Raw genomic sequence first — 18811 nt, 5'->3', positions numbered from 1 at the left:
CAGGTGCGGTGGGCTGCGGGATCCCGCATCGGGTCCGGGGCCGGGTCCCGGGTGCGGATCCGCGGGTCAGATCAGTTCAACGTAGTCATCGGCGGGGCGGGCCGCGGACGCCCCGTGCGCCGTGCGGGCCAGGGAGCGGAGCACGCCGGTGACGGCCTCCGCGTCCTCCTCGAAGTAGAAGTGGCCCCCGTCGGCCCAGACGCGGGCCGGCTCCCCGGCGCACTCGCGGGCCCAGGGCGCGAGCCCGGCGGTGTCGACGTGCGGGTCGTCGATGCCGTTGACGAGGGTCACGGGCGCGGTCAGCGGGGCGGCGGGGCGGTAGCGGTAGCCGGCGACGGTGCGGAAGTCCGCCTTGAGGTGGGGCAGGAGCAGTTCCTGGAGGACCTCGTCCTCGACGATCTCCGGCGGCAGGCCGCCGAAGAACCCGACCGCCTCGGTGAACCGGGAACCGTCGAGCCGGGCCGTCTCCTGCACGCGCCGGGACGGCAGCAGGGCGGGTGCGGAGCAGCCGGAGGCCACGAGGGCGGCCGGGCCGCCGGGGCCGTCGAGCCTGCGCGCCACCTCGAAGGCGAGGACCGCGCCGAAGCTGTGGCCGAAGAGCAGGTAGGGGCGCCGGGGTCCGGTGCCGGGCGCGGTCCGGGCGGCGATCGCGGCGGCCGCCCCGTCGGCGAGGGAGTCGACGCTGCCGAGGGCCGGTTCGCGGAAGCGGTGGCCGCGGCCGGGCTGGCAGACGGCGAGGACGCGGGCGGCGGAGCCCAGGTGCTGCTGCCAGGGGAGGAAGGTCCGGGGGTTCCCGCCGGCGTGCGGGAAGCAGTAGACGTCCACGGGCGGTTCGGCGGCGGAGGAGGTGGCGGGTGGGGCGGGCGTGTCGGAGGTGAGGAACCACGGGGAGGCGACCACAGGGATCAAGCCATTCTCATGTCGGCCGCCAGGGGCGGGTTCGTCGGGTATCGGGGGTATTGCAGATCGCTGCAGGGAGCGGATGGATCAGTTCCAGCCGACGTCGCCGTCGGTGCCGGGCTCGGTGCCGGGGTCCGTTCCGGGCTCGGTGCCGGGGGCGGTACCGGGGTCGGTCCCGTTCCAGCCGACGTCCCCGTCGGTGCCGGGGGCGGTGCCGGGGTCCGTTCCGGGGGCGGTACCGGGGTCGGTGCCGTTCCAACCGACGTCCCCGTCGGTGTTCTGGGCGCCGTTCCAGCCCACGTCCCCGTCCGTGGACTGCACGCCGTTCCAGCCCACGTCCCCGTTGTCGGTCGGGGCGGCGGGGTCGGAGGGGGCCGCCGGGTCGACCGGGGCGACCGGGTTGCCGCCGTTCCAGCCCACGTCGGAGAGGGTGTGGGCGGGGCCGGCGGCGAGGGCGGGCTGGGCGAGGCCGAAGACCGTCGCGCCGAGGGCGAGCACGGTGGTCGCCGCGGCGAGTCCCGCACGGCCGGCCAGCACTCGGCGGGCTGCTCCGGTACGGGCGTTGCGTCGGTTCTTCGTCATCTTCCCCAGTCCCCTCACCACATCGACGACCCCGGCCATCCGAAGGAACGGAATGGAAGATTCCGTTTGAGGCCGACAGCGGTTCGGCGGCGGCCTCCCGGCCCTCGTTCCTTCGGTGAGACCAAATCTCCCCTGCCTGGCTCCGACGAGGTAGCTCTACGATGGCTCCGGTCTCCGCATTGCGGGTTTCCACGGGGTCTTTATCGCGCCGAACAAGTACATATCGGGCTCACGAGGTGACGGATGAATGTAGCGAAGGGTTCCGGAATGGGACAGAACGGAAGACCGATCGCGCTCCCCGCTTCTCCTGCCGAGGCACAGGCGTTCCTGCTGGACCTCGCGTCACACCTCGGCAAGCTCGCCGAGGAGGCCGCGGAGCAGGCGGCCCACTCGGCACAGACGGCGACCGCTCCCCCCGCCGCCTCCGGCGGGGCCGTGGACGGCCCGGCTGCGGACGGCCCCGGCGGCGGCCCCCCGGACGGGGGCGCCGGCCCCGGGATCCGGTACCTGCACGGCCTGGAGACGATCGGCGCGGCCATCGGCGAGGCCCTCGCGTCGGTCCGGGGGGAGATCCTCACCGCCCAGCCCGACGGGGCGCGGCCCAGCGCGGTGCTGAAGGGGGCGCTGGAATCGGTGCGCCGCCACATCGAGAACGGCATCGCGATGCGGACCCTCTACCAGCACACCACGCGCTTCGACGAGGCCACGAAGGAGTACGTGCGGGCGGTCACGGAGTACGGCGCCCAAGTCCGCACCCTGGAGGAGTTCTTCGACCGGCTGATCATCGTGGACGACACCGTCGCGTTCATCTCCGCGAACGACGACAGGACCACCGCGATCGCCGTCTCGGAGCCGACGATCGTACGGTTCCTGCGGGACACCTTCGAGAAGGCGTGGGACCGGGCGAAACCCTTCCCCTTCGTGCCGCTGCACGCCGCGAAGGCGGCGGACCAGGTGATGCCCGCGATCCGGGAGTCCATCACCCGGCTCCTCGTCGAGGGCTACTCCGACAAGGTCATCGCCCGCCGGATGGGAATCAGCGAACGTTCTTTACAGGCGCACATCGCGGCGATGAAACAGGAACTCGGCGCGCTGAACAGGCTCCAGCTCGGATACCTCCTCGGCCGCAACGAGACCACGTTCGTCATCTGACAGCCCGTCACACGCGCGCACGGCGGGCTCCCCGCGCGGGGAGCCCGCCGTGCGCGCCGGCTCTCAGTCCGTACGGCGGACCGGCTCGGGGGCCGCGCCGGAGGCCGGGGCCGGAGCGGCAGCCGCAGCTGCGGCCCCGCGGGACGGCCGGCGCGAAACGCCGACGCCCGCGAGGCAGATGGCGCCGCCGAGCAGGGTCAGCCAGGCGGGCATCTCCCCCAGGGTGGCCCAGGCGATGAGCACCACGACGGCGGGCACGGCGTACGTCGTGGCCCCCATCTTCCCCGCGGTGGTCCGGGACAGCGCGTACGACCAGGTGGTGAAGGCCAGGGCGGTCGGGCCCAGGCCCAGGTACACCATGTTCAGCACCGCCGACAGCGGGGCGTCCGGCAGGTCGGAGACGAGCTGCCCGGCGAACGGCAGGGTGAACGCCGTGCCCACGAAGCACCCGTACGTCGTCACCTGGAGCGGCGTCCCGTGCCGCAGCGCCGGCTTCTGCGAGACCACCCCCGCGCCGTACGCGAGCGCGGCGAGCAGGCAGAGCAGTACGCCCGACAGCGAGTTCCCGCCCCCGTCGGAGGTGGAGAACCCCACCACGACGGCCCCGGCGAAGGAGACGGCCATGCCGGCCATCAGGCCCGGCGGGAAGCCCTCCTTGAGGAGCCAGCCGCTGAGCAGGGCGATCACGATCGGCCCGATGTTCACCACCATCGCCGCCGTACCGGCGTCCACCTGCTCCTCGCCCCAGTTCAGGACCACCATGTACAGCCCGAACCACAGCACGCCCGAGGCCAGGATGCCCGGCCAGGCCGCCCGCGGCGGTAACGGCACCCGCCGCACCAGCAGGACGCAGCCCAGCGCGAGCGAGGCGGTGAGGAGCCGCCCCAGAGCGAGCGCCCCCGGGGCGAAGTGCTCTGCGGCGGATCTGATGGACACGAACGCGGAGGCCCACATCACCACGGTGACGGCAGCCGCGGTCAGGGCACGGTGGTCGTTCTTCAAGTCGCCAGCCTTCTGATCCATGCGGGGAACCTACTCATCCCCGCGCACGGGGGCCAGACCGCCCGGTACGGGCGTCGGTGAATCGCGCGTGACTGGCGTGAAACCGGGGGTGCGCGGCGGCCCGGCCCTTCAGCCCCCGACGTGGATGCCCGGGCGGCGGGCGGGGTCCGGTTCGTGGCTGCGGATGATCTCGCGGGTGACGGGGGCGGTGTCGCCGCGGCCGAGCAGGAAGTAGCGGACCATGTGCACCAGCGGGCTGCCCTCGGCCCAGGCGAAGTGGCAGTGCGGCCGCACCCCGGTGGCGTCCCGCAGGGCCAGCAGGACGGCGGCGATGGCGTTCGGCGCGGCCGGCGCCTCGGCGCGCAGGACCCGGTGACCGCCGACGTCGGCGCCGTGCACGGTCAGGGTGTCGCTGAAGTCGGAGGGGTCGACCACGTCGATCTCCAGGAAGAGGACGTCGGCGCGGCCCGGCACCGGGTTGACCCCGCGCTGTTCGCGCTCCTTCTCGCGGTACTCGGCGGCGTCACCGGCCTGGCGGCGGTTGGCGATGATGTTGATGGCGCCGTCGTGGGCGAGGGTCGCGTCGATGAACTGGCGGGCCTCCGCATCGAAGACGATGCGGTCGGCGCGCAGCTCGGTGGTGCGCGAGATGCGCGATATCAGCGACACGGCGATGATCCCGGCGATGAAGAACGCGGAGATGACGATGCCGTCGGGCTTGTCGACGATGTTCGCGACCAGGGCGTAGAGCAGGACGGCGGTGAGCAGCCCGAAGCCGGCGGTGGCGGTGCGCCGGCGGCGGCGCGCCACGGAGACCGTGACGGCGAAGGCGCCGGAGACCATCATGGCGAGGATGCCGGTGGCGTAGGCGCCCGCCTGTTCGTCCACGTCGGCGTCGAAGGCGATGGTGATCGCGATGCACAGGACGGTGTAGACGATCACGACGGGGCGGACCGCGCGTCCCCATTCGGGGGCCATGCCGTAGTCGGGGAGGTAGCGGGGGACGATGTTGACCAGCCCCGCCATCGCGGAGGCCCCGGCGAACCACAGGATCAGGATGGTGCTGATGTCGTACACGGTGCCGAAGGCCTCCCCCACGTGCTCGTGGGCCAGCCAGGCCAGGGCGCGGCCGTTGGCGGCGCCGCCCGGCTCGAACAGCTCGTGCGGGATGAGGACCGTGGTGACGAAGCTGGCGGACAGCAGGTAGACGCTCATCACGAGCGCGGCGGTGGTCAGCAGCCGGCGGGTGTTGCGGATCCGGGCGCGCAGGCGCTGCCCGTCGTCCTCCCCCTCGGCGGCGACCAGGGGCATCATGCTCACCCCGGTCTCGAAGCCCGACAGGCCCAGGACGAGGAGGGGGAAGGCCAGGAGTGCGGGACCCGCGAGGTCGCCGAGCCCACCGCCGCCCGAGGTGAGGGCGCCGGTCCACTCCGACCAGGCGCCGGGGGTGGTGAACACGTGGACCAGGCCGGTGCCGATGACGACCGCGTTCAGCCCGAGGAAGACGGCGACCAGGGGGATGGCGATGCTCACCGCCTCGCTGAACCCCAGCAGGAACACCCCGCCGAGGACCAGGAGCAGCACCACGGTCAGGGCGACCTCGTGCCCGTGCAGCACCGAGGGGAAGAAGGGGTTCTCCACGACGTGCACGGAGGCGTCCGCGGTCGACAGGGTGATCGTGATGATCCACGAGGTGGCCACGAAGCCGAGGAGTACGAGGACGAAGAGCTTGCCCCGCCAGAACGGCAGCAGGTCCTCCAGCATCGCCACCGACCCGGCGCCGTGCGGGCTCGCCTTCGCCACCCGCCGGTACATCGGCAGCATCCCCAGCAGGGTCAGCGCCACGATCAGCAGGGTCGCGAGCGGCGAGACCGCCCCGGCGGCGAGGGCCGCGATCGCGGGTACGTAGGCCAGGCTGGAGAAGTAGTCGACGCCCGTCAGGCACATCACCTTCCACCAGGCCTGCGGCTCGGCGTGCCCCTCGCCCGCGGCGGGGCCCACCGGCTGCACCTGGTGGCGCAGCATCCACCGCGACAGCCGGCCCGACGGCTGGGCGCGCGGGGCAGGGCTGTCCACCGCCTCCGGCATACCGGCCTGGTCGTCGGCCTTCATGTCCCCCATCAACCCTTCCCGGCTCCGGTGCACTCATACGACGGCCGCCGGTGCAGGGTCCGGCGGCGATCATCGAGTATGGGCCCGCCGCGGGGCGGGCCCGTACCGGACGGACCGGGCGGACGACCGCGCCCGGGCCCGCGCCCGGCGCCTGCCGCCGCGGGCGCCCGCGGGCCCAACCACCCCGTGGGAGCTGGGCGGAGAGCGGTCCGGCGGCGGGGTCCGCCGCCTCCGCCGGCCGCTCCCGGAGGCCGCCGCAGGGCCTCTCGCCGCACCCCGGCCGTCAGGAATCCATACGCATCCTTAACGCCGGGCGCACGGCAGCCGCGCCGCCCGGCCCGCCCGGCGCCACGTGGACGAAGACCGGCCTGCCGACACCATGGGCCGGGCAGCCGAGAGGCTCGAGCGAAGGCTGCCCGGCATGGCGCCGTATCGTTTCACCGCTCGTGCGTGGATGATCCAGTCTCACGGGTTGCGTTCCGGGGCACCCCGCCTCACCGGTGGCGCCGGCCCCGGGCAAGGACCCACGTAGCGACGTCTCTCGGGAGTGTGTGTGAACGAACGTGCATTTTTCTGGTGCCGTTCCTGTCTGCAGCCGCTTTACGTCACCAGTTCGGTGGCCGGCGGGGCGGTCGGCGAGTGGGAGGTCGACCACCAGCAGGCGGGGTCCTGCCCCAGCGGACACCTGCTGCCGCTGACGGGCACGGCGCCCCGCCCCGAAGCCCTCCCGGGCGCCCCCCGCGTCCTGCGCCCCGCCCGGGGCTGACGCCCGGGATCGGGGCAGCAGCCGTTACGAGCCGACTGCACCACCGGCTCGGCCCCGGCATCCGGCGCACGGGGCCTCAGGCGTGCTCGTCCGACGGCGGCCGGCCGGGCTGGACCGACCAGCCCGGCGGCTCGTCGCCGCCCGCCTCCTCGTCCCGCTCCGCGTCGGCGGCTGTCGGATGGATCCGGCCCGGCGCGTGGTGGACCGGGGCGTAGACGGCGTAGAGCTGCAAGGGCTCGTCACCCATGTTGGTGACGTTGTGCCAGGTGCCCGCGGGTACGAAGACCGCCCAGCCGTCCTCGACCTCCCGGTCGAAGTCGAGGCGGTCCTCCGTACGGCCCATCTGGACGCGTCCCCGGCCCGCGTCGAGTCGCAGGAACTGGTCGGTCTCCGGATGCGCCTCCAAGCCGATGTCCCCGCCCACCGGGATCGACATGAGGGTCAGCTGGAGGTACTTTCCGGACCAGGCGACCGCACGGTAGTCCGTATTGGCGAGCGTCGCCTCCTCGAGGTCGAAACTCTGCGGTTCCGGTCCGATGTCCTTGACGGCCATGCTTCTCTCCCGGTCGACGGCGGCAGTGCGCGGCGCACGGTCGCGGTGTCGCGCCGGCCCCCGTCAACCTTCCCAGAGGCCCGCGCCCCCGGCTTCGGGACGCGGCCACTCGGGTGAGACCGGCGGGGAGGACGGGCGCGAGCCGGCCCCCCCGCGGGCGGTCAGCGGTCGGAGTAGCTGAAGTCGCCCACGGTCCAGGCGGTGACGTCCTCGATCGAGACGCGGTACATGCCGCCCGTCTCCGGGATGCCCATGGCCCCCTGCAGGATCCGCGCGACGTGGAAGTGGAGGTGGGTCGGCGGCTCCTGCGACCGCGTCGCGGAGGTGAACGCGGCGGAGAACTCGCCCAGCCGGTCGGAGTCCTCCAGCACCTCCGACACCCGCTGCCGCCACACGGCTTCGGGAGCCAGCCGGCCGGTGATCACAGCGCCTCCGGCGACCACGGTCAGGGACATCTGGTTGCTCTGCCCGGACTCCACCAGGGCGGCGACGTTCACGAGCAGTGCGTCAGGCTTCGACATGGTAGGCAAGTGTACGACCCGCCCCGCGGACCGGGGGCTGTGGGCCACCCCGCCGTTGCGGGGCGGGGGCGCCGACCGGAGCCGGATTCGTTTCCGCGGGCAGCCCGTGGCGTGTGTACGCGATGCGGCCCGGCTACGGACCCGGCCGAACCCCCTCCCTGCGCAGCGCCGGTGCGGACGGGGTGGTCGCCAGGTAGCCCGCCGTCAGGGCGCGGGCCATCTCCGCGACCGTGTAGCGGGCCGCCACCGTCTCCCTGCCGGCGCGCGCCAGGCGGCGGCGGCCGTCTTCCGGCAGGGCCGCGATCCTGCGGAGGCCGTCCTCGATGCCGGCTGCGGTGGCGGTGTCCACCAGGATCCCGCTGATCCCGTCGCGCACGTAGTGGGGCACTCCCCCGCGACGGGGTCCGGCGACGGGCAGCCCCGCCTCCATCGCCTCCAGCACGGCGATTCCGAACTCCTCCTTGGCACTGGGGCAGACGTACCAGGCGGGTGCGCCGTGTCCGGGGCCGGCCAGGGCGTGCTCCAGCCGCCGGACGTCCTCGTTCGGCATCGCGGGGACGAGCGCCAGCCGGCGTGCCGCCTGGTCCCGGCCGCGGAGCAGGCGGTCGATCACGGCGCGCATCCGCTGCTCGTGGGGGTCGGGGTCGCGCGGTGCGCCTCCGACCACCACCAGTGTCGTCGTGCGCCACAGCCCGGCGGCCAGCCACGAGCGGACGAGGAGGTCCTGCTGCTTGACCGGGTGCAGCCGGCCGACGCACAGGAGCAGGGGGAGGGTCCTGTCGTCCGGGGACAGCGCGTCTGGGCGGCTGCCGTCGGCGAACAACCCGTCGAGCAGCTGCCGGCGCCGGGCGGCCTCGTTCCCCGCCGGCGCGTACGGGGCGATCCCTTCGGGCGGGGCGGGCGGGCCCTGCGGACCGTACCGGGTGCGCAGGACCGGGAAGTAGCGGAGCAGGTCGCGGGTGCCGGTCCGGCCCGGTATCGCGACCACCGTGTCGGCGCGGGCCACCAGGCGGTCGGCGCAGAAGACCCGGTGCAGGCCGTCCCGGAGGGCCCTGTCGGCCTCCTCGCTGCCGGGGCCGGCTTCGGCGTGTTTGCGCACCAGGGTGCGGTGGGGGTCGGGGGTCGCGGTGAAGAGCAGGCGGGCGCCGGTCGTGGCCGCGGCGTGCGCGAGCGCGAGAGAGGCGTCGTCCGCGTACCGCACGTGGACGACGTCCGGCGGCCGGGACAGGGAGCCCAGGAGGCGGGAGGCCCACCAGGCGAGCGCGGCCCGGTGTACGGGCCACTCGTCGGGTCGGGGCGGTCCCGGGGAGTCCACGGGCAGCCGCAGCACCCAGTGGCCGGGGCCGCGCTCGCGCAGGAGGCGGGCGTCCCGGGCGAGGGCCCGGCGGCCTGCGGCCACCACGGTGAGCACGCGGCCGATGCCGTCCCCCCGGGCCAGCTCGTCGCCCAGTGCTCCGAGGAGGACGGCGAGTCCCCCGCTCGCTCCCCGCCCGGGGGTGTCGAGGTCGCCCTGGAGCATGGTCTGCACCACGGTGATACCGCGCGGGGTGCCGTCGTCGTGCGGGTCGGGGGCGGGCGGTTCGAGCAGGATCCGCTCGTACGCGTCGCGGGCCCGGTCCGCGGCGGGCAGCCGGACCGGGCCGTCCGGCAGGAGGTGCAGGTAGCGCCAGGCGGCGTGGCGTGCCCCCCGGTCCGGGGTCACCGCGCGCGCCGCGGCCTCCCCGGCGGACAGCGGGCGCAGCCCCGCCGCTGCCGCACAGTCCAGGAGGAATGCGGTGCGGGCGGGGTCGGCCGCATCGCGCAGCAGCGCCGTCCTCAGGGTCTCCTCGGCGTACGCGGCGCCGTGGCGGCGGACCGTGTCCGGCCACATCTCGCCCATGGCGGAGGAGACGGCCGGGGCACCGGGATCGTGCGCGAGCAGCGCCTCGGGGGTGAGGGGGGCGTCGAGGCGGCACGCCCGGCGCAGCGAAGCGGCGACGGCGTCCTCCCGGCTGAATCCGGGGGCCGCGGCGGGCGGGGGGAGGAGCACGGGGCGGAACCCGTATTCGGCCTCCAGCAGCACCTCCGCGGTACCTGCGGGAGCCCCGGCCGGGCCGGGCCTCCGGCCGTCCGCACGGGAGCCCGCGAAGAAGGCCTGCCGGGACGCTGCGAGCGGGTCCGGATCCGCCGGGGGCGGCGCGGCCGGCGCGTTCCACTGCTCCGTCGTGAAGTCGAACACGGGGGCTCCCTGGTACCGAGGACGGCGACGCAGCACATTCCCGTGGCGGGGGGCTGCCGGATGCAGGCGGCCGGTGCGCGGGGCGGGGCGCGCGGGGCGGCCGGGCCGCTCCGGCGCGCCGCCGGCGCATCCGGCGGCGCCGCGGGCCCGGAAGTGGGGGTATGCCTCGCGTCGTGGTCATCAGCCCCCCGTTCCTGTCCCATGCCGCTCCCCTGTCCGTTCTCGCCGCCGCACTGCGCAGGCGGGGAGCGGACGTGTTCTTCGCCTGTACGGAGGCGTTCGGGGACCTGGCTGCCGGCGCGGGGGTCCGCTTCGTCCCCCTGAGCGTCTCGCGCAACGCGAACACGGGAGTGGCCGAGGCGACGGCTCAGGGTGCCGCGGAGTCCGCGCGGCTGGCGGAGTTCCTGGAGGCCACCAGGCTCGGCGCGGTCCGCACCCTGACCGTGCAGGCGCTCCACCGCCGGGCGGACATGCTGGCCGATCCCGATGCCGTGTACACCGGGCTGCGCGCCCTCGACGAGCGCCTCCGCCCCGACTGGTACGCGGTGGACCAGCTCTCCTACTCCGCGACGCTCGCCCTGCACTGCATGCGGGCGCGGTACGCCACGTACTGCCCGGGGCATCCCACGTACATCCCGGGCGCGCCGGAGCACCTGTTCGGCGTCCCCTACGACTGGCCCGCCGCCCTGCGCCCGGACCCGGCGGAGCTGGCACCCCTCCGGCGGGCCGCGGAGGACAACGACCGGGTCTTCACGGACCTGTTCGAGTCGTTCCGGCTCCGCGCTGCGCCCGGTGCGCCCGGTCCGGGCCGTGCCTTCGCGCTGGCGTCCCCCCGTGCGGTCGTGTACGCGTACCCGCAGCTGCCCTGGCTGCCCGAGCCCCCGCCGGGGCCGGAGCACATCTTCGCCGGGCACATGGCCGGCCGGCCCGCTCCGCTCGATGACGCGTGGGCGGGGAGGCTGCGGCAGCTGCGCCGCAGGGCCCACAGGGTCGTCCTGCTGGCGCTGGGCACCTTCCTGTCGGCGCGCGACGACGTCCTGCGCGCCGTGGTGTCCGGGGTCCTCAGGGCCACCACCCGCACCGCCGTGATCGCCTCGGCCGGCGCACGGGCCGCCGCGCTCGCCGACCTGGCCGGCGAGCGCGTCCTCGTGTTCCCGTCCGTCCCGCAGCAGGCCCTGCTGCCGCACGTGGACGCGATGGTGCACCACGGCGGGAACAACTCCTTCACCGAATGCCTGCGTTCCGGGGTACCCGCGCTCATCCTGCCGTTCTCCAGCGACCAGTTCGCCGTCGCCCGGGACGCGGAGCGCACCGGCGTGGCCCTCGTCCGGGACCCGAACCGGCTGGCGGCGGAGGACATCCCCCAGGCGCTCGACACCTTGTACACGGTCATCGGGCCCAGCGCGGCCGGCTGGGCCCGCCGCCTCGGCGGCGCGGGCCCGGACCACGCGGCCGGCCGCCTGCTGGAGCTGATGCGGCGGCCGGACCCGGCGGCCCCGCCCCCGCCGCCTGCCGGGCGACAGGTGCCGACGGCTGTGCCGCGGCGGGGGTGACCGCGGCGGCACCCGGGCCGGGTCACAGGGTGAGCAGGGCGCGGGTGGCGGCCGCGGAGCCGGCGAGGGGTCTGAGGGCGAGGCGGACCAGGGCGCGGGGGTTGTCGTCCCCGGCGATGCGGTTGGCGCTGAGCTCCCCGCAGGCGGCGCACTGGTGGATGATCATCCATTCGCCGTCGGGGCGGACGGTCATGCCCAGTGCCTCCATCCGGCCTCGGCAGTCCGCGTCGCGGTCGCCCGGGATCTTCCGGTCGACGTGCAGGCTGGCCAGGCAGTTGGGGCAGTGGTTGCGGTGTGCGGTGCCGGGTGCGTCCAGGGGGACGTCCAGGCGGCAGGAGGTGCACCGGAAGGCGCGGGACCGGTGGCCGCCCCGGGTGTGCAGGACGTCCTTGCGCCGCTGCGGACGGCGGTCGCGGCGGTTGCTGTTGTGGCGTGACACGGGTGTCGCTCCCTTCCTGTCGGGGCGGTCAGAGGGTTCCGAACGCTTCGAGCGGGAAGGGGGGTTGGGCCAGCGGGCGGACCGCCGTGCGCATCAGGATGAGCTGGTTGTCGTCCCCGCAGACCGGGCTGGAGGTCAGCTCGTCGCAGCGTACGCAGCGGTGGACCACCCGCCAGTCGCCCGTGCGGAGCACGGCGATGGCGATCGGGGACATCCGGCCCGCGCAGTCGCTCGGGCCGCCCTCGACGTGGTCGAGGACGTGCCGGGATTGCAGGCAGGACGGGCAGTGGTTGCGCGGCGCGCCGTCGGCGGCGTAGGCGGACACGGTCAGCCCGCACCACGCGCAGGCGAAGGTGCTGAGGTTGAGGGTGTTGTTGCTGGTGCTGGTGTTACTGGTGTTGGGGTTCGACACCCGGGTGCTCCTTGCTGGGAAGTCGGTCGCGACAGCAAGAGCAGGCCGAGTGGCCTCGTCGAAGGGTGGCCCGTACACACCACCGTACGGCGGACGGGCAGGTCAGAGCACCGGAGGACACGTCCGGCAGCGGCCCGCAGGAGCGGGCGGCAGAAGGCTGCGGAGGACGGTTACGCGGTACCGCGAGGCGCACTCGGCGCGGGCCGGGTCATCAACACCCCATTTCCGGGACCGGTCAGGCCCCAACGGACTTCAGAACGACCCGGCCAGGCTAACAACGCCCCTCCCGGCACCGCCAACGCATTTACGGCAGGGGGCCGATGCCGCCGCGGGACGGGACGGGCGGGACGGGGCGCGGCATCGCAGCGGCGGCGGTTACATTCGACGGGCACGTCACCACGTACCCGGGACAACGGACAACGGAGGCCGGCGGATGACCGTCGACGGATTCAAACTGCTCGCTGACGCGCACGACTACCTGCTGACCGCCGTACGGGGTGTCCCCGCCGGCGCCTGGGGCGATCCGACCCCGTGTGCGGAGTGGACGGTGCGCCAGGTGCTGAACCACGCCCGGCTCGACCAGCAGGCCCTGACCATGCAGATCTCCGGGGTGGCGCCCGCGGGGGACCCCTTCGACCCGGCGGACGCCCTCGGCGGCGACCCGGCCGCCGAGCTCGCCGCGGTGCTGCGGGCGGCGGCCGCGGCCTGGGAGTCGGAGCGGGACGCCGAGAGCGTGCCGACCCCGATGGGCCCGATGCCGGCCGCGTCCGGCGCGGCCGCAGGGGCGCTCGACGCAGCCGTCCACGCCTGGGACATCGCCCGGGCCACCGGCCAGGACCTGCCGCTGACCGAGGAGCTCGCCGAGGGGCTGGAGGAGATCGCGGCGCAGCTCGTCGACTTCGTGCGCGACTCCTTCGGGAAGTACGCCCCGCCGGTCCCGGTGGCGGCAGACGCGGGCCGGGCGGCGGCGCTCCTCGCCTTCACGGGGCGCGACCCCCACTGGTCCCGGCCCGGCGGCCCGGCGGTGGCTTCATAGCTTGAATGCGGGACCGCCCGCAGAGGGGCCGCGGGATGCCCGGTGTGCAGCATTCGCCCTGCTCGTCAAGGAAACCGGGGTTGCGGGATCGTTAAGTCTTCCTATCTTGACGGAGCTCAGACAAGCGGAGTTGACTGCCTCCACTTCGGCCGGAACCAGCACGGCCGCATGGAGAGGTTCACGACTTGAACGCACACCGGTACCGCCCCGCCGCCCTCGTCTGCACCGCTGCCGCGGGGCTGCTGGCCCTCGGCGGGTGCGGGGCCCCGGACGGCGGCGGGGACGGCGGGACCGGCGGCGGGGCGGTCACGATCGGGCTGTTGCTGCCCGAGCGGGAGGCCGCCCGCTACGAACGGTTCGACAAGCCGCTCATCGAGAAGAAGGTCGGCGTCCTCACCTTCGGCAAGGGCAGGGTCGTCTACGCCAACGCACAGGGCGACCCCGCCGAGCAGGACGCCCAGGTCGACGAGATGATCGGCGCCGAGGTGGACGCCCTGGTCATCGGCGCCGTGGACGCCAGGGCCATCGCGGGCGCGGTGGGGCGGGCCAAGGCCGCCGGGATCCCCGTCGTCGCCTACGACCGGCTGGCAGAGGGACCCGTCGACGCGTACACGTCCTTCGACAACGAGGACGTCGGCAAGGTGCAGGGCCTGGCCCTGCTCGACGCCCTCGGCGGCAAGGCCGGCAGCAGCAGCAGCAGCAGCCGGATCGTCATGGTCAACGGCGCGGTCACCGATCCGAACGCCGCCTCCTTCCGTACCGGCGCGCTCTCCGTCCTCAAGGGCAAGGTGGCGATCGGCAAGGAGTACGACACCGACGGCTGGAAGCCGGAGACCGCCCGCAGCCACATGGCGTCCGCGATCGCCGCCCTCGGCGGGGACTCCATCGCCGGGGTCTACTCCGCCAACGACGGCATGGCCGGCGGCGTCATCGAGGCCCTCAAGGCCGCCGGCGTGAGCCCGCTGCCCCCGGTCACCGGCCAGGACGCCGAACTGGCCGGCGTCCAGCGGATCGTGGCGGGCGACCAGTACATGAGCGTCTACAAGCCGTACGCCGGCGAGGCCGCGGCCGCCGCGGAACTCGCCGTCCTCCTCGCCCGGGGCGAGCGGATCGACGGCCTGATCAACCAGCTGGTCGACAGCCCGACCAACAAGCGGGTGCCCGCCGTACTCCTGCCCGGCATCCCGGTGACCAGGAAGACGGTGGGGGCCACCGTGGTCCAGGACGGGATCTACACGGTCGAGGAGATCTGCACCCCTGAACTCAGGGCCGCCTGCAAGGAGATCGGGCTCCAGTAGCGCGCGGCCGGCGCCCCGGACGGACGGCCGCGGCCGCACCCCGGCCGCGGGGGCCGGGGGCGGACCGCGGCCGCCGGTGGGGGGTTCGGGGAAGGGGATCAGAGGAGGGGGGTCACCCGCAGTCGCCGGTGAGCCGGGTGACCCCGACCCAGACCTGTCCGTTGTAGTTCACGTTGACGTTGGTCCCGCCCGTACCGCGGGTGTGGCTGGCCCAGACCGCCTGGCCCGAGGCGTTGTAGATGACGAAGTTCCCGTCGCTCTGGTACACCGCCCGGTTGCCGCCGCTGCCGTAGGTGTGGGAGGCCCAGCACACCCCCCGGTTGTTGCCGTAGAGCACCAGGTTGCCGTCGGCCTGCATCACCAGCCGGGCGTACCCGTACCGGGTGCTGCTCTCGATCTGGCTGCCCGCCCACAGGGTGGAACCCCTGTTGAGGTGGTCGCCCGTGGTGCCCGTCGCATCGGCGGACGCCGTCCCGGCGACGCCCAGCAGGGACGTCAGGGCGAGGGTCAGCGCTGCTGCTGCGGTCCTGCCTCGGTGCATGGTCGAGCCTCTCGTGTCGTGGAGGGTGCTGCGGACGGACCGACTCTCGGATGCGGGGCGGTGCGCGGTCCACGTCATTCGACGAGGTTCGAAAGACGTGGACGCGGCCTCAGCCGCGCAGTAGGAGTGATCCCAGCGGGGTCACCGCGTGCAGGACCGTGTTCCGGTGCCGGGTCGAGCTGATCAGGCCCGCCGTACGCAGCACCGCCGTGTGGTGGCTGACCGACGCCTGGGACATTCCCACCAGGCGGGCGAGTTCCGACGTGCTGAGGGAGGACTCCGCGGTGTACTGGAGGATTTCCGTGCGGGTGCGGCCCATCAGGGGGCCGAGCCTGCCGCCCGCAGCCCCTTCCGCGGAATCGGGCCGGCGCGCCGGATAGGTGAGGACCGGGGGAAGTTCCGGATCGAGCAGCGAAACCGGATAGCGCGTACGGAATAAGGTCGGTACGAGCAGCAGCCCACGGCCGTTCAGGTGCAGTTCCTGGTTGACGGAATACTGGACCTCAAGCACGGGCGGATGCCACCGCGTGTTCGGCCCGAGGCCCGAAAGGATTCCCTCGATTCCGGATTCTCCGGCCGCTTTCACCTGTGCCTCGTATTCCACCCGGACGGTATGGGACATGACCTGCTCCAGGGGCGCCACGGCAGCCTCGTAGTATCCGCGCATCGCCCGGGCGAGCCCGCGCAGCGCGCCGGCCCGGCCGGCTCCGAGGTCCCCCGCCCAGGCGGGGAGGGCGCCTCCCGCCGAGAGGGCGGCCAGGTCGCTCCGCAGGTGGCGGGCGGGGGTGGCGGTCAGCGCGTCAAGGCCGTGCTCGAAGCCCAGGACCCCGTCGGAGGGCGTGAGGAAGTCGGGGAAGTACCCGTACGGGCGCACCAGGGGAAGGAGCGTCCGCAGGTTCTCGGCCTGTCCGGCCCGCACGTCCCGCGCCCAGCACCCGGCCGCCGGACTTCTGGCGGGGTGCTGCAATACCCGCAGGCTCAGCACCGTTTCCCACAGCGGATCGGGCCGGCAGGCCACACTCGTGCGCGCCAAGTCGGCACCCGTGAAATGAATACGCAGCAGCATGTCCCGCCCCCTGGATGAGCCCGAAAGTCCACGGCGCGTTCCGGGCCGGGCTTTCCCCCTCACCGGCCGGCCGTGTGCCCACCATATTGCGCCGATACCGCACCGGGTTTTCCAGGCGCTTTTGCGCCTTTCACGGGAAACCCGCCGGGCCGGTTCCGGCGGGGCGGGGCACCTTCGGGACGCCGGTGCGCTGATCGCCCCCTTGCCGGCTCCCCCGGGGCGCCGGCGGATCCGCGGTGCCGGGCGCCGGAGACCCTCTACGGCCGGGCGTGGTGGTCCAGCAGGCGGGTGAGCAGCTGCGTGAACTGTTCGCGCTCGGCGGGGTCCAGGGGGGCGAGCAGTTCTTCGTGGAGGGCGTCCAGGGCCTCGTCGAGCCGGTGGAGGCGGCGGCGGCCCTCGGCGGTGGCCGTGATGACGTTGCGGCGGCGGTCGCCGGGGTCGGGGGCCCGGTCGACGAGGCCGCGGTCGGACAGTTCGTTGAGCACGCCGACCATGTCGCTGCGGTAGATGCCGGTGCGCCCGCTCAGTTCCGCCTGGCTGCCGGGGCCGTGCTCCTCCAGGGAGGCGAGTACGGCGTAGTGCCACTTGCGGGCGTCCAGGCGGCTCAGCCCCTCGCTGACCAGCCGGTCCGACTGCGCGGACACCTGGGCCAGCAGCCGGCTCGTGCGCCGGCGCAGCCGCACCGGGGTTCCCGGCCGGCCGTCGGGTGTGTCTGGGGTTTCAGCGGGGCTGGTCATGGTCCCACCCTACCCCGTTGCGTTAGTCACACTAACGATGTACGTTCATCCCTGTCGAAATCGTTAGTGCCATAAACGTTAGTGTCACCAACTGAGTGGAGACCGCCATGACCGGCACCACCGCCCAGCCCTTCGGCGCCGCCCTCGTCGGCCAGACCGAAAAGGCCCTCAACGCGATCCTGGACCGGCAGCTCGCCGCCACCGGCATCACCGAGCCGCAGTGGGTGACCCTCACCCTGACCGTGACCGGCACAGCGGGCGGCGGGGACGTGGACCGGGAGGAGCTCGTGCGCCGGGTCAGCCGCACGACGAGGTCCGGCCGGGCGGCGGTGGCCGAGCGGATCGCCGAACTGACCGCCGCGGGGCTGCTGGACGAGGCCGGCGGGGGCCGCGTCCGGGCGAGCGACGCCGGGCGGGCGCAGTGGCAGCAGGTCCGGACCGCCCTCGCCCCGGTCACGCAGGGGCTGTGGGGCGACCTGCCCGCCGGGGACCTGGCCGCCGCCGCCCGGGTCCTGAACGCCGTCCTCCAGCGGGCCGACGCCGTACTGGGCGGGGCGGCCGCGGCGGCCGGGGCCGCCGAGGCCTGAGCGGCGCACCAGCGCGCGGCTTCGGGGGCGGGAGGCGGGGAGCAGGCAGGCGGACCGGTCAGCCCCGGTCGCGCAGGACCTCTCCCGGGCTCGTGCCGTACGCGGCGCGGTGGGCTGCGGCGAAGCGGCCCTGGTGGGCGAAGCCCCAGCGGTTCGCGACCCCGGTGACGGTCGTGGCGGCGGGATCGGCGGCCTTCAACTCCTCGTGGGCGCGGCCGAGCCGGACCCGCCGGAGGTGGGCGAGGGGGGTCGTGTCCGCATGGCGGGCGAAGGCGTACTGGACCGCCCGCGGGGTGACCGGGACGGCCGCGGCGATCTCCGCGAGGCCGATGTCGCGGTGGGCGTTGTCCTCGATGAACCGGACCGCCCGGCGCAGGGTGTCGTTGTGGGCGTCGCGCAGGTCGCGGCGGTGCGGGTCCGGGGCGTGGCGGACGGGGCCGCGGACGGCGGTGGGGAGGGTGGTGAGGGTGACGGCGGCGAGGTGGCGGACCGCGGTGCCCATGATGAGCGGGGAGGCGGCGGCCGCCGGTTCTGCCGCCAGTGCCCGTACGTGCGCCGTCGCGGCCGCGAGGAGGCGGTGGGCCTCGGCGGACAGGGGGCGGCTGCCCGACAGGCGCGGGACGGGGCCCGCGTCCGGGCCCGCGATATCGGTGCGGGCCCGGTCCAGGAGCCGGGTGGAGAAGGACGTCAGGCTGTACCGGGCCGCGCGGACCTCGCCCGCGTAGGGCCGGTCGGGCGGGGCGATGAGGAAGGTCGAGCCGGGGCCGAAGGCGTGCTCACCGTGCTCACCGGAGGTGTGGACCCCTTCGGCGACCTGCGCGAGGACCACCTGCTCCAGCGGCCCCGCGTCGAAGGACATGGTGTACCCGAACGCGAGCTCGTCCAGCATCAGGTCGCCCACCGCACGGCGCGAGATGCTGGCCCGCCGGTCCTCGGGGCGCCCCCCGATGGTCATGGGCGTATAGGCCTCGGACAGGAACGCCTCGGTCTCCGCCAGGTCCCCGCTCTCGAACGACGAGCCCTCCGACACCGCCTACCTCCTTGCTGCCCCGTACCACCCGCACGCAGGCCCGCCTGGGCGGGCGCAGCAGCGGTGAGAGCCGGATGCCCTCACTGCGGACCGTACGCCCCTCCCCCGGCCGGGCACACACCGCGCCTGCCCTCGGAGCCCGGGCAGCCGGGCGACGGCCCTCAGTCCCGCCTCTCCGGGCCCCGCGGTGCCGGGTCGGCCAGGGTGAGGGTGAGGCGCCGTCCACGCGTGGCCACGCGGCCCGGCCTCCCCTGCCGCGGGCCCCGGTCGGGGCCGAAGGGCGATCATCGTAGGTGACCCCTGCGC

The 18811-nt window shown here is 74.3% G+C and carries 19 protein-coding genes; 6 read left to right on the top strand and 13 right to left on the bottom strand.

Going from position 1 to position 18811, the window contains the following annotated elements:
* Positions 1-66 precede the first annotated feature (66 nt).
* Positions 67-900: a thioesterase II family protein gene (locus ACZ7JZ_RS13990; RefSeq protein ID WP_470938096.1), complete on the bottom strand. Its 834-nt coding sequence runs from the start codon at positions 898-900 to the stop codon at positions 67-69.
* Between the two features lie 87 nt (positions 901-987).
* Positions 988-1482 carry a hypothetical protein gene (locus tag ACZ7JZ_RS13985; protein WP_470937824.1) on the bottom strand — a complete coding sequence of 165 codons (495 nt, stop codon included), beginning with the start codon at positions 1480-1482 and terminating at the stop codon, positions 988-990.
* Positions 1483-1749: 267 nt separating this feature from the next.
* On the opposite strand from ACZ7JZ_RS13985, the gene ACZ7JZ_RS13980 reads away from it, so the two are divergent.
* Complete coding sequence (locus ACZ7JZ_RS13980; protein WP_470937821.1) at positions 1750-2634, top strand: helix-turn-helix transcriptional regulator; 885 nt, start codon at positions 1750-1752, stop codon at positions 2632-2634.
* A gap of 63 nt (positions 2635-2697) precedes the next feature.
* Here the strand turns inward: ACZ7JZ_RS13980 and ACZ7JZ_RS13975 are convergent, their stop codons facing one another.
* Both ACZ7JZ_RS13975 and ACZ7JZ_RS13970 read right to left on the bottom strand, forming a co-directional pair.
* Complete coding sequence (locus tag ACZ7JZ_RS13975; protein WP_470937818.1) at positions 2698-3657, bottom strand: DMT family transporter; 960 nt, start codon at positions 3655-3657, stop codon at positions 2698-2700.
* A gap of 108 nt (positions 3658-3765) precedes the next feature.
* Positions 3766-5724: an APC family permease gene (locus ACZ7JZ_RS13970; RefSeq protein ID WP_470938092.1), complete on the bottom strand. Its 1959-nt coding sequence runs from the start codon at positions 5722-5724 to the stop codon at positions 3766-3768.
* A gap of 577 nt (positions 5725-6301) precedes the next feature.
* Here ACZ7JZ_RS13970 and ACZ7JZ_RS13965 point away from each other — a divergent pair.
* Complete coding sequence (locus ACZ7JZ_RS13965) at positions 6302-6514, top strand: hypothetical protein (protein WP_470937815.1); 213 nt, start codon at positions 6302-6304, stop codon at positions 6512-6514.
* A 76-nt stretch (positions 6515-6590) separates the two neighbouring features.
* On the opposite strand, the gene ACZ7JZ_RS13960 is transcribed toward ACZ7JZ_RS13965, so the two are convergent.
* The 3 genes from ACZ7JZ_RS13960 to ACZ7JZ_RS13950 form a co-directional block, all read right to left on the bottom strand.
* Positions 6591-7067: a cupin domain-containing protein gene (locus tag ACZ7JZ_RS13960; RefSeq protein WP_470937812.1), complete on the bottom strand. Its 477-nt coding sequence runs from the start codon at positions 7065-7067 to the stop codon at positions 6591-6593.
* Positions 7068-7228: 161 nt separating this feature from the next.
* Positions 7229-7588 (bottom strand): hypothetical protein, encoded by a 360-nt coding sequence (locus ACZ7JZ_RS13955; protein WP_470937809.1) that lies wholly within the window; start codon positions 7586-7588, stop codon positions 7229-7231.
* A 133-nt stretch (positions 7589-7721) separates the two neighbouring features.
* Positions 7722-9806 carry a glycosyltransferase family 4 protein gene (locus tag ACZ7JZ_RS13950; protein WP_470937806.1) on the bottom strand — a complete coding sequence of 695 codons (2085 nt, stop codon included), beginning with the start codon at positions 9804-9806 and terminating at the stop codon, positions 7722-7724.
* 173 nt (positions 9807-9979) lie between these two features.
* On the opposite strand from ACZ7JZ_RS13950, the gene ACZ7JZ_RS13945 reads away from it, so the two are divergent.
* On the top strand, positions 9980-11359 hold the full coding sequence (locus ACZ7JZ_RS13945; protein ID WP_470937803.1) for a glycosyltransferase: 1380 nt from the start codon (positions 9980-9982) through the stop codon (positions 11357-11359).
* A gap of 22 nt (positions 11360-11381) precedes the next feature.
* Here the strand turns inward: ACZ7JZ_RS13945 and ACZ7JZ_RS13940 are convergent, their stop codons facing one another.
* Both ACZ7JZ_RS13940 and ACZ7JZ_RS13935 read right to left on the bottom strand, forming a co-directional pair.
* On the bottom strand, positions 11382-11798 hold the full coding sequence (locus ACZ7JZ_RS13940) for an RNHCP domain-containing protein (protein ID WP_470937800.1): 417 nt from the start codon (positions 11796-11798) through the stop codon (positions 11382-11384).
* Positions 11799-11826: 28 nt separating this feature from the next.
* Positions 11827-12210 carry an RNHCP domain-containing protein gene (locus tag ACZ7JZ_RS13935; RefSeq protein ID WP_470937797.1) on the bottom strand — a complete coding sequence of 128 codons (384 nt, stop codon included), beginning with the start codon at positions 12208-12210 and terminating at the stop codon, positions 11827-11829.
* Between the two features lie 433 nt (positions 12211-12643).
* Here ACZ7JZ_RS13935 and ACZ7JZ_RS13930 point away from each other — a divergent pair, with 433 nt between their 5' ends.
* The gene (locus tag ACZ7JZ_RS13930; protein WP_470937794.1) at positions 12644-13246 is read left to right on the top strand and encodes a TIGR03086 family metal-binding protein; all 603 of its coding nucleotides are present in this window, start codon (positions 12644-12646) and stop codon (positions 13244-13246) included.
* A 185-nt stretch (positions 13247-13431) separates the two neighbouring features.
* Positions 13432-14544 carry a sugar ABC transporter substrate-binding protein gene (locus ACZ7JZ_RS13925; protein WP_470937791.1) on the top strand — a complete coding sequence of 371 codons (1113 nt, stop codon included), beginning with the start codon at positions 13432-13434 and terminating at the stop codon, positions 14542-14544.
* A gap of 112 nt (positions 14545-14656) precedes the next feature.
* Here ACZ7JZ_RS13925 and ACZ7JZ_RS13920 read toward each other — a convergent pair whose 3' ends face one another.
* The 3 genes from ACZ7JZ_RS13920 to ACZ7JZ_RS13910 form a co-directional block, all read right to left on the bottom strand.
* Positions 14657-15085, bottom strand: a complete 429-nt coding sequence (locus tag ACZ7JZ_RS13920) for a hypothetical protein (RefSeq protein WP_470937788.1) — start codon at positions 15083-15085, stop codon at positions 14657-14659.
* 109 nt (positions 15086-15194) lie between these two features.
* Positions 15195-16214 carry an ArsR/SmtB family transcription factor gene (locus ACZ7JZ_RS13915; RefSeq protein ID WP_470937785.1) on the bottom strand — a complete coding sequence of 340 codons (1020 nt, stop codon included), beginning with the start codon at positions 16212-16214 and terminating at the stop codon, positions 15195-15197.
* Positions 16215-16408: 194 nt separating this feature from the next.
* Positions 16409-16888, bottom strand: coding sequence for a MarR family winged helix-turn-helix transcriptional regulator (locus tag ACZ7JZ_RS13910; RefSeq protein WP_470937782.1), 480 nt, complete (start codon positions 16886-16888; stop codon positions 16409-16411).
* A gap of 107 nt (positions 16889-16995) precedes the next feature.
* Between ACZ7JZ_RS13910 and ACZ7JZ_RS13905 the strand changes: the two genes are divergently transcribed.
* Positions 16996-17475, top strand: coding sequence for a MarR family transcriptional regulator (locus tag ACZ7JZ_RS13905; RefSeq protein ID WP_470937780.1), 480 nt, complete (start codon positions 16996-16998; stop codon positions 17473-17475).
* 58 nt (positions 17476-17533) lie between these two features.
* Here the strand turns inward: ACZ7JZ_RS13905 and ACZ7JZ_RS13900 are convergent, their stop codons facing one another.
* Positions 17534-18505, bottom strand: coding sequence for an AraC family transcriptional regulator (locus tag ACZ7JZ_RS13900; protein WP_470937777.1), 972 nt, complete (start codon positions 18503-18505; stop codon positions 17534-17536).
* Between the last annotated feature and the right edge of the window lie 306 nt (positions 18506-18811).

It is taken from the genome of Streptomyces sp. NPDC038213, from assembly GCF_055600495.1.
Note: the sequence above shows the minus strand (reverse complement) of the source record. Positions and strands in the feature narration are given on the sequence as shown.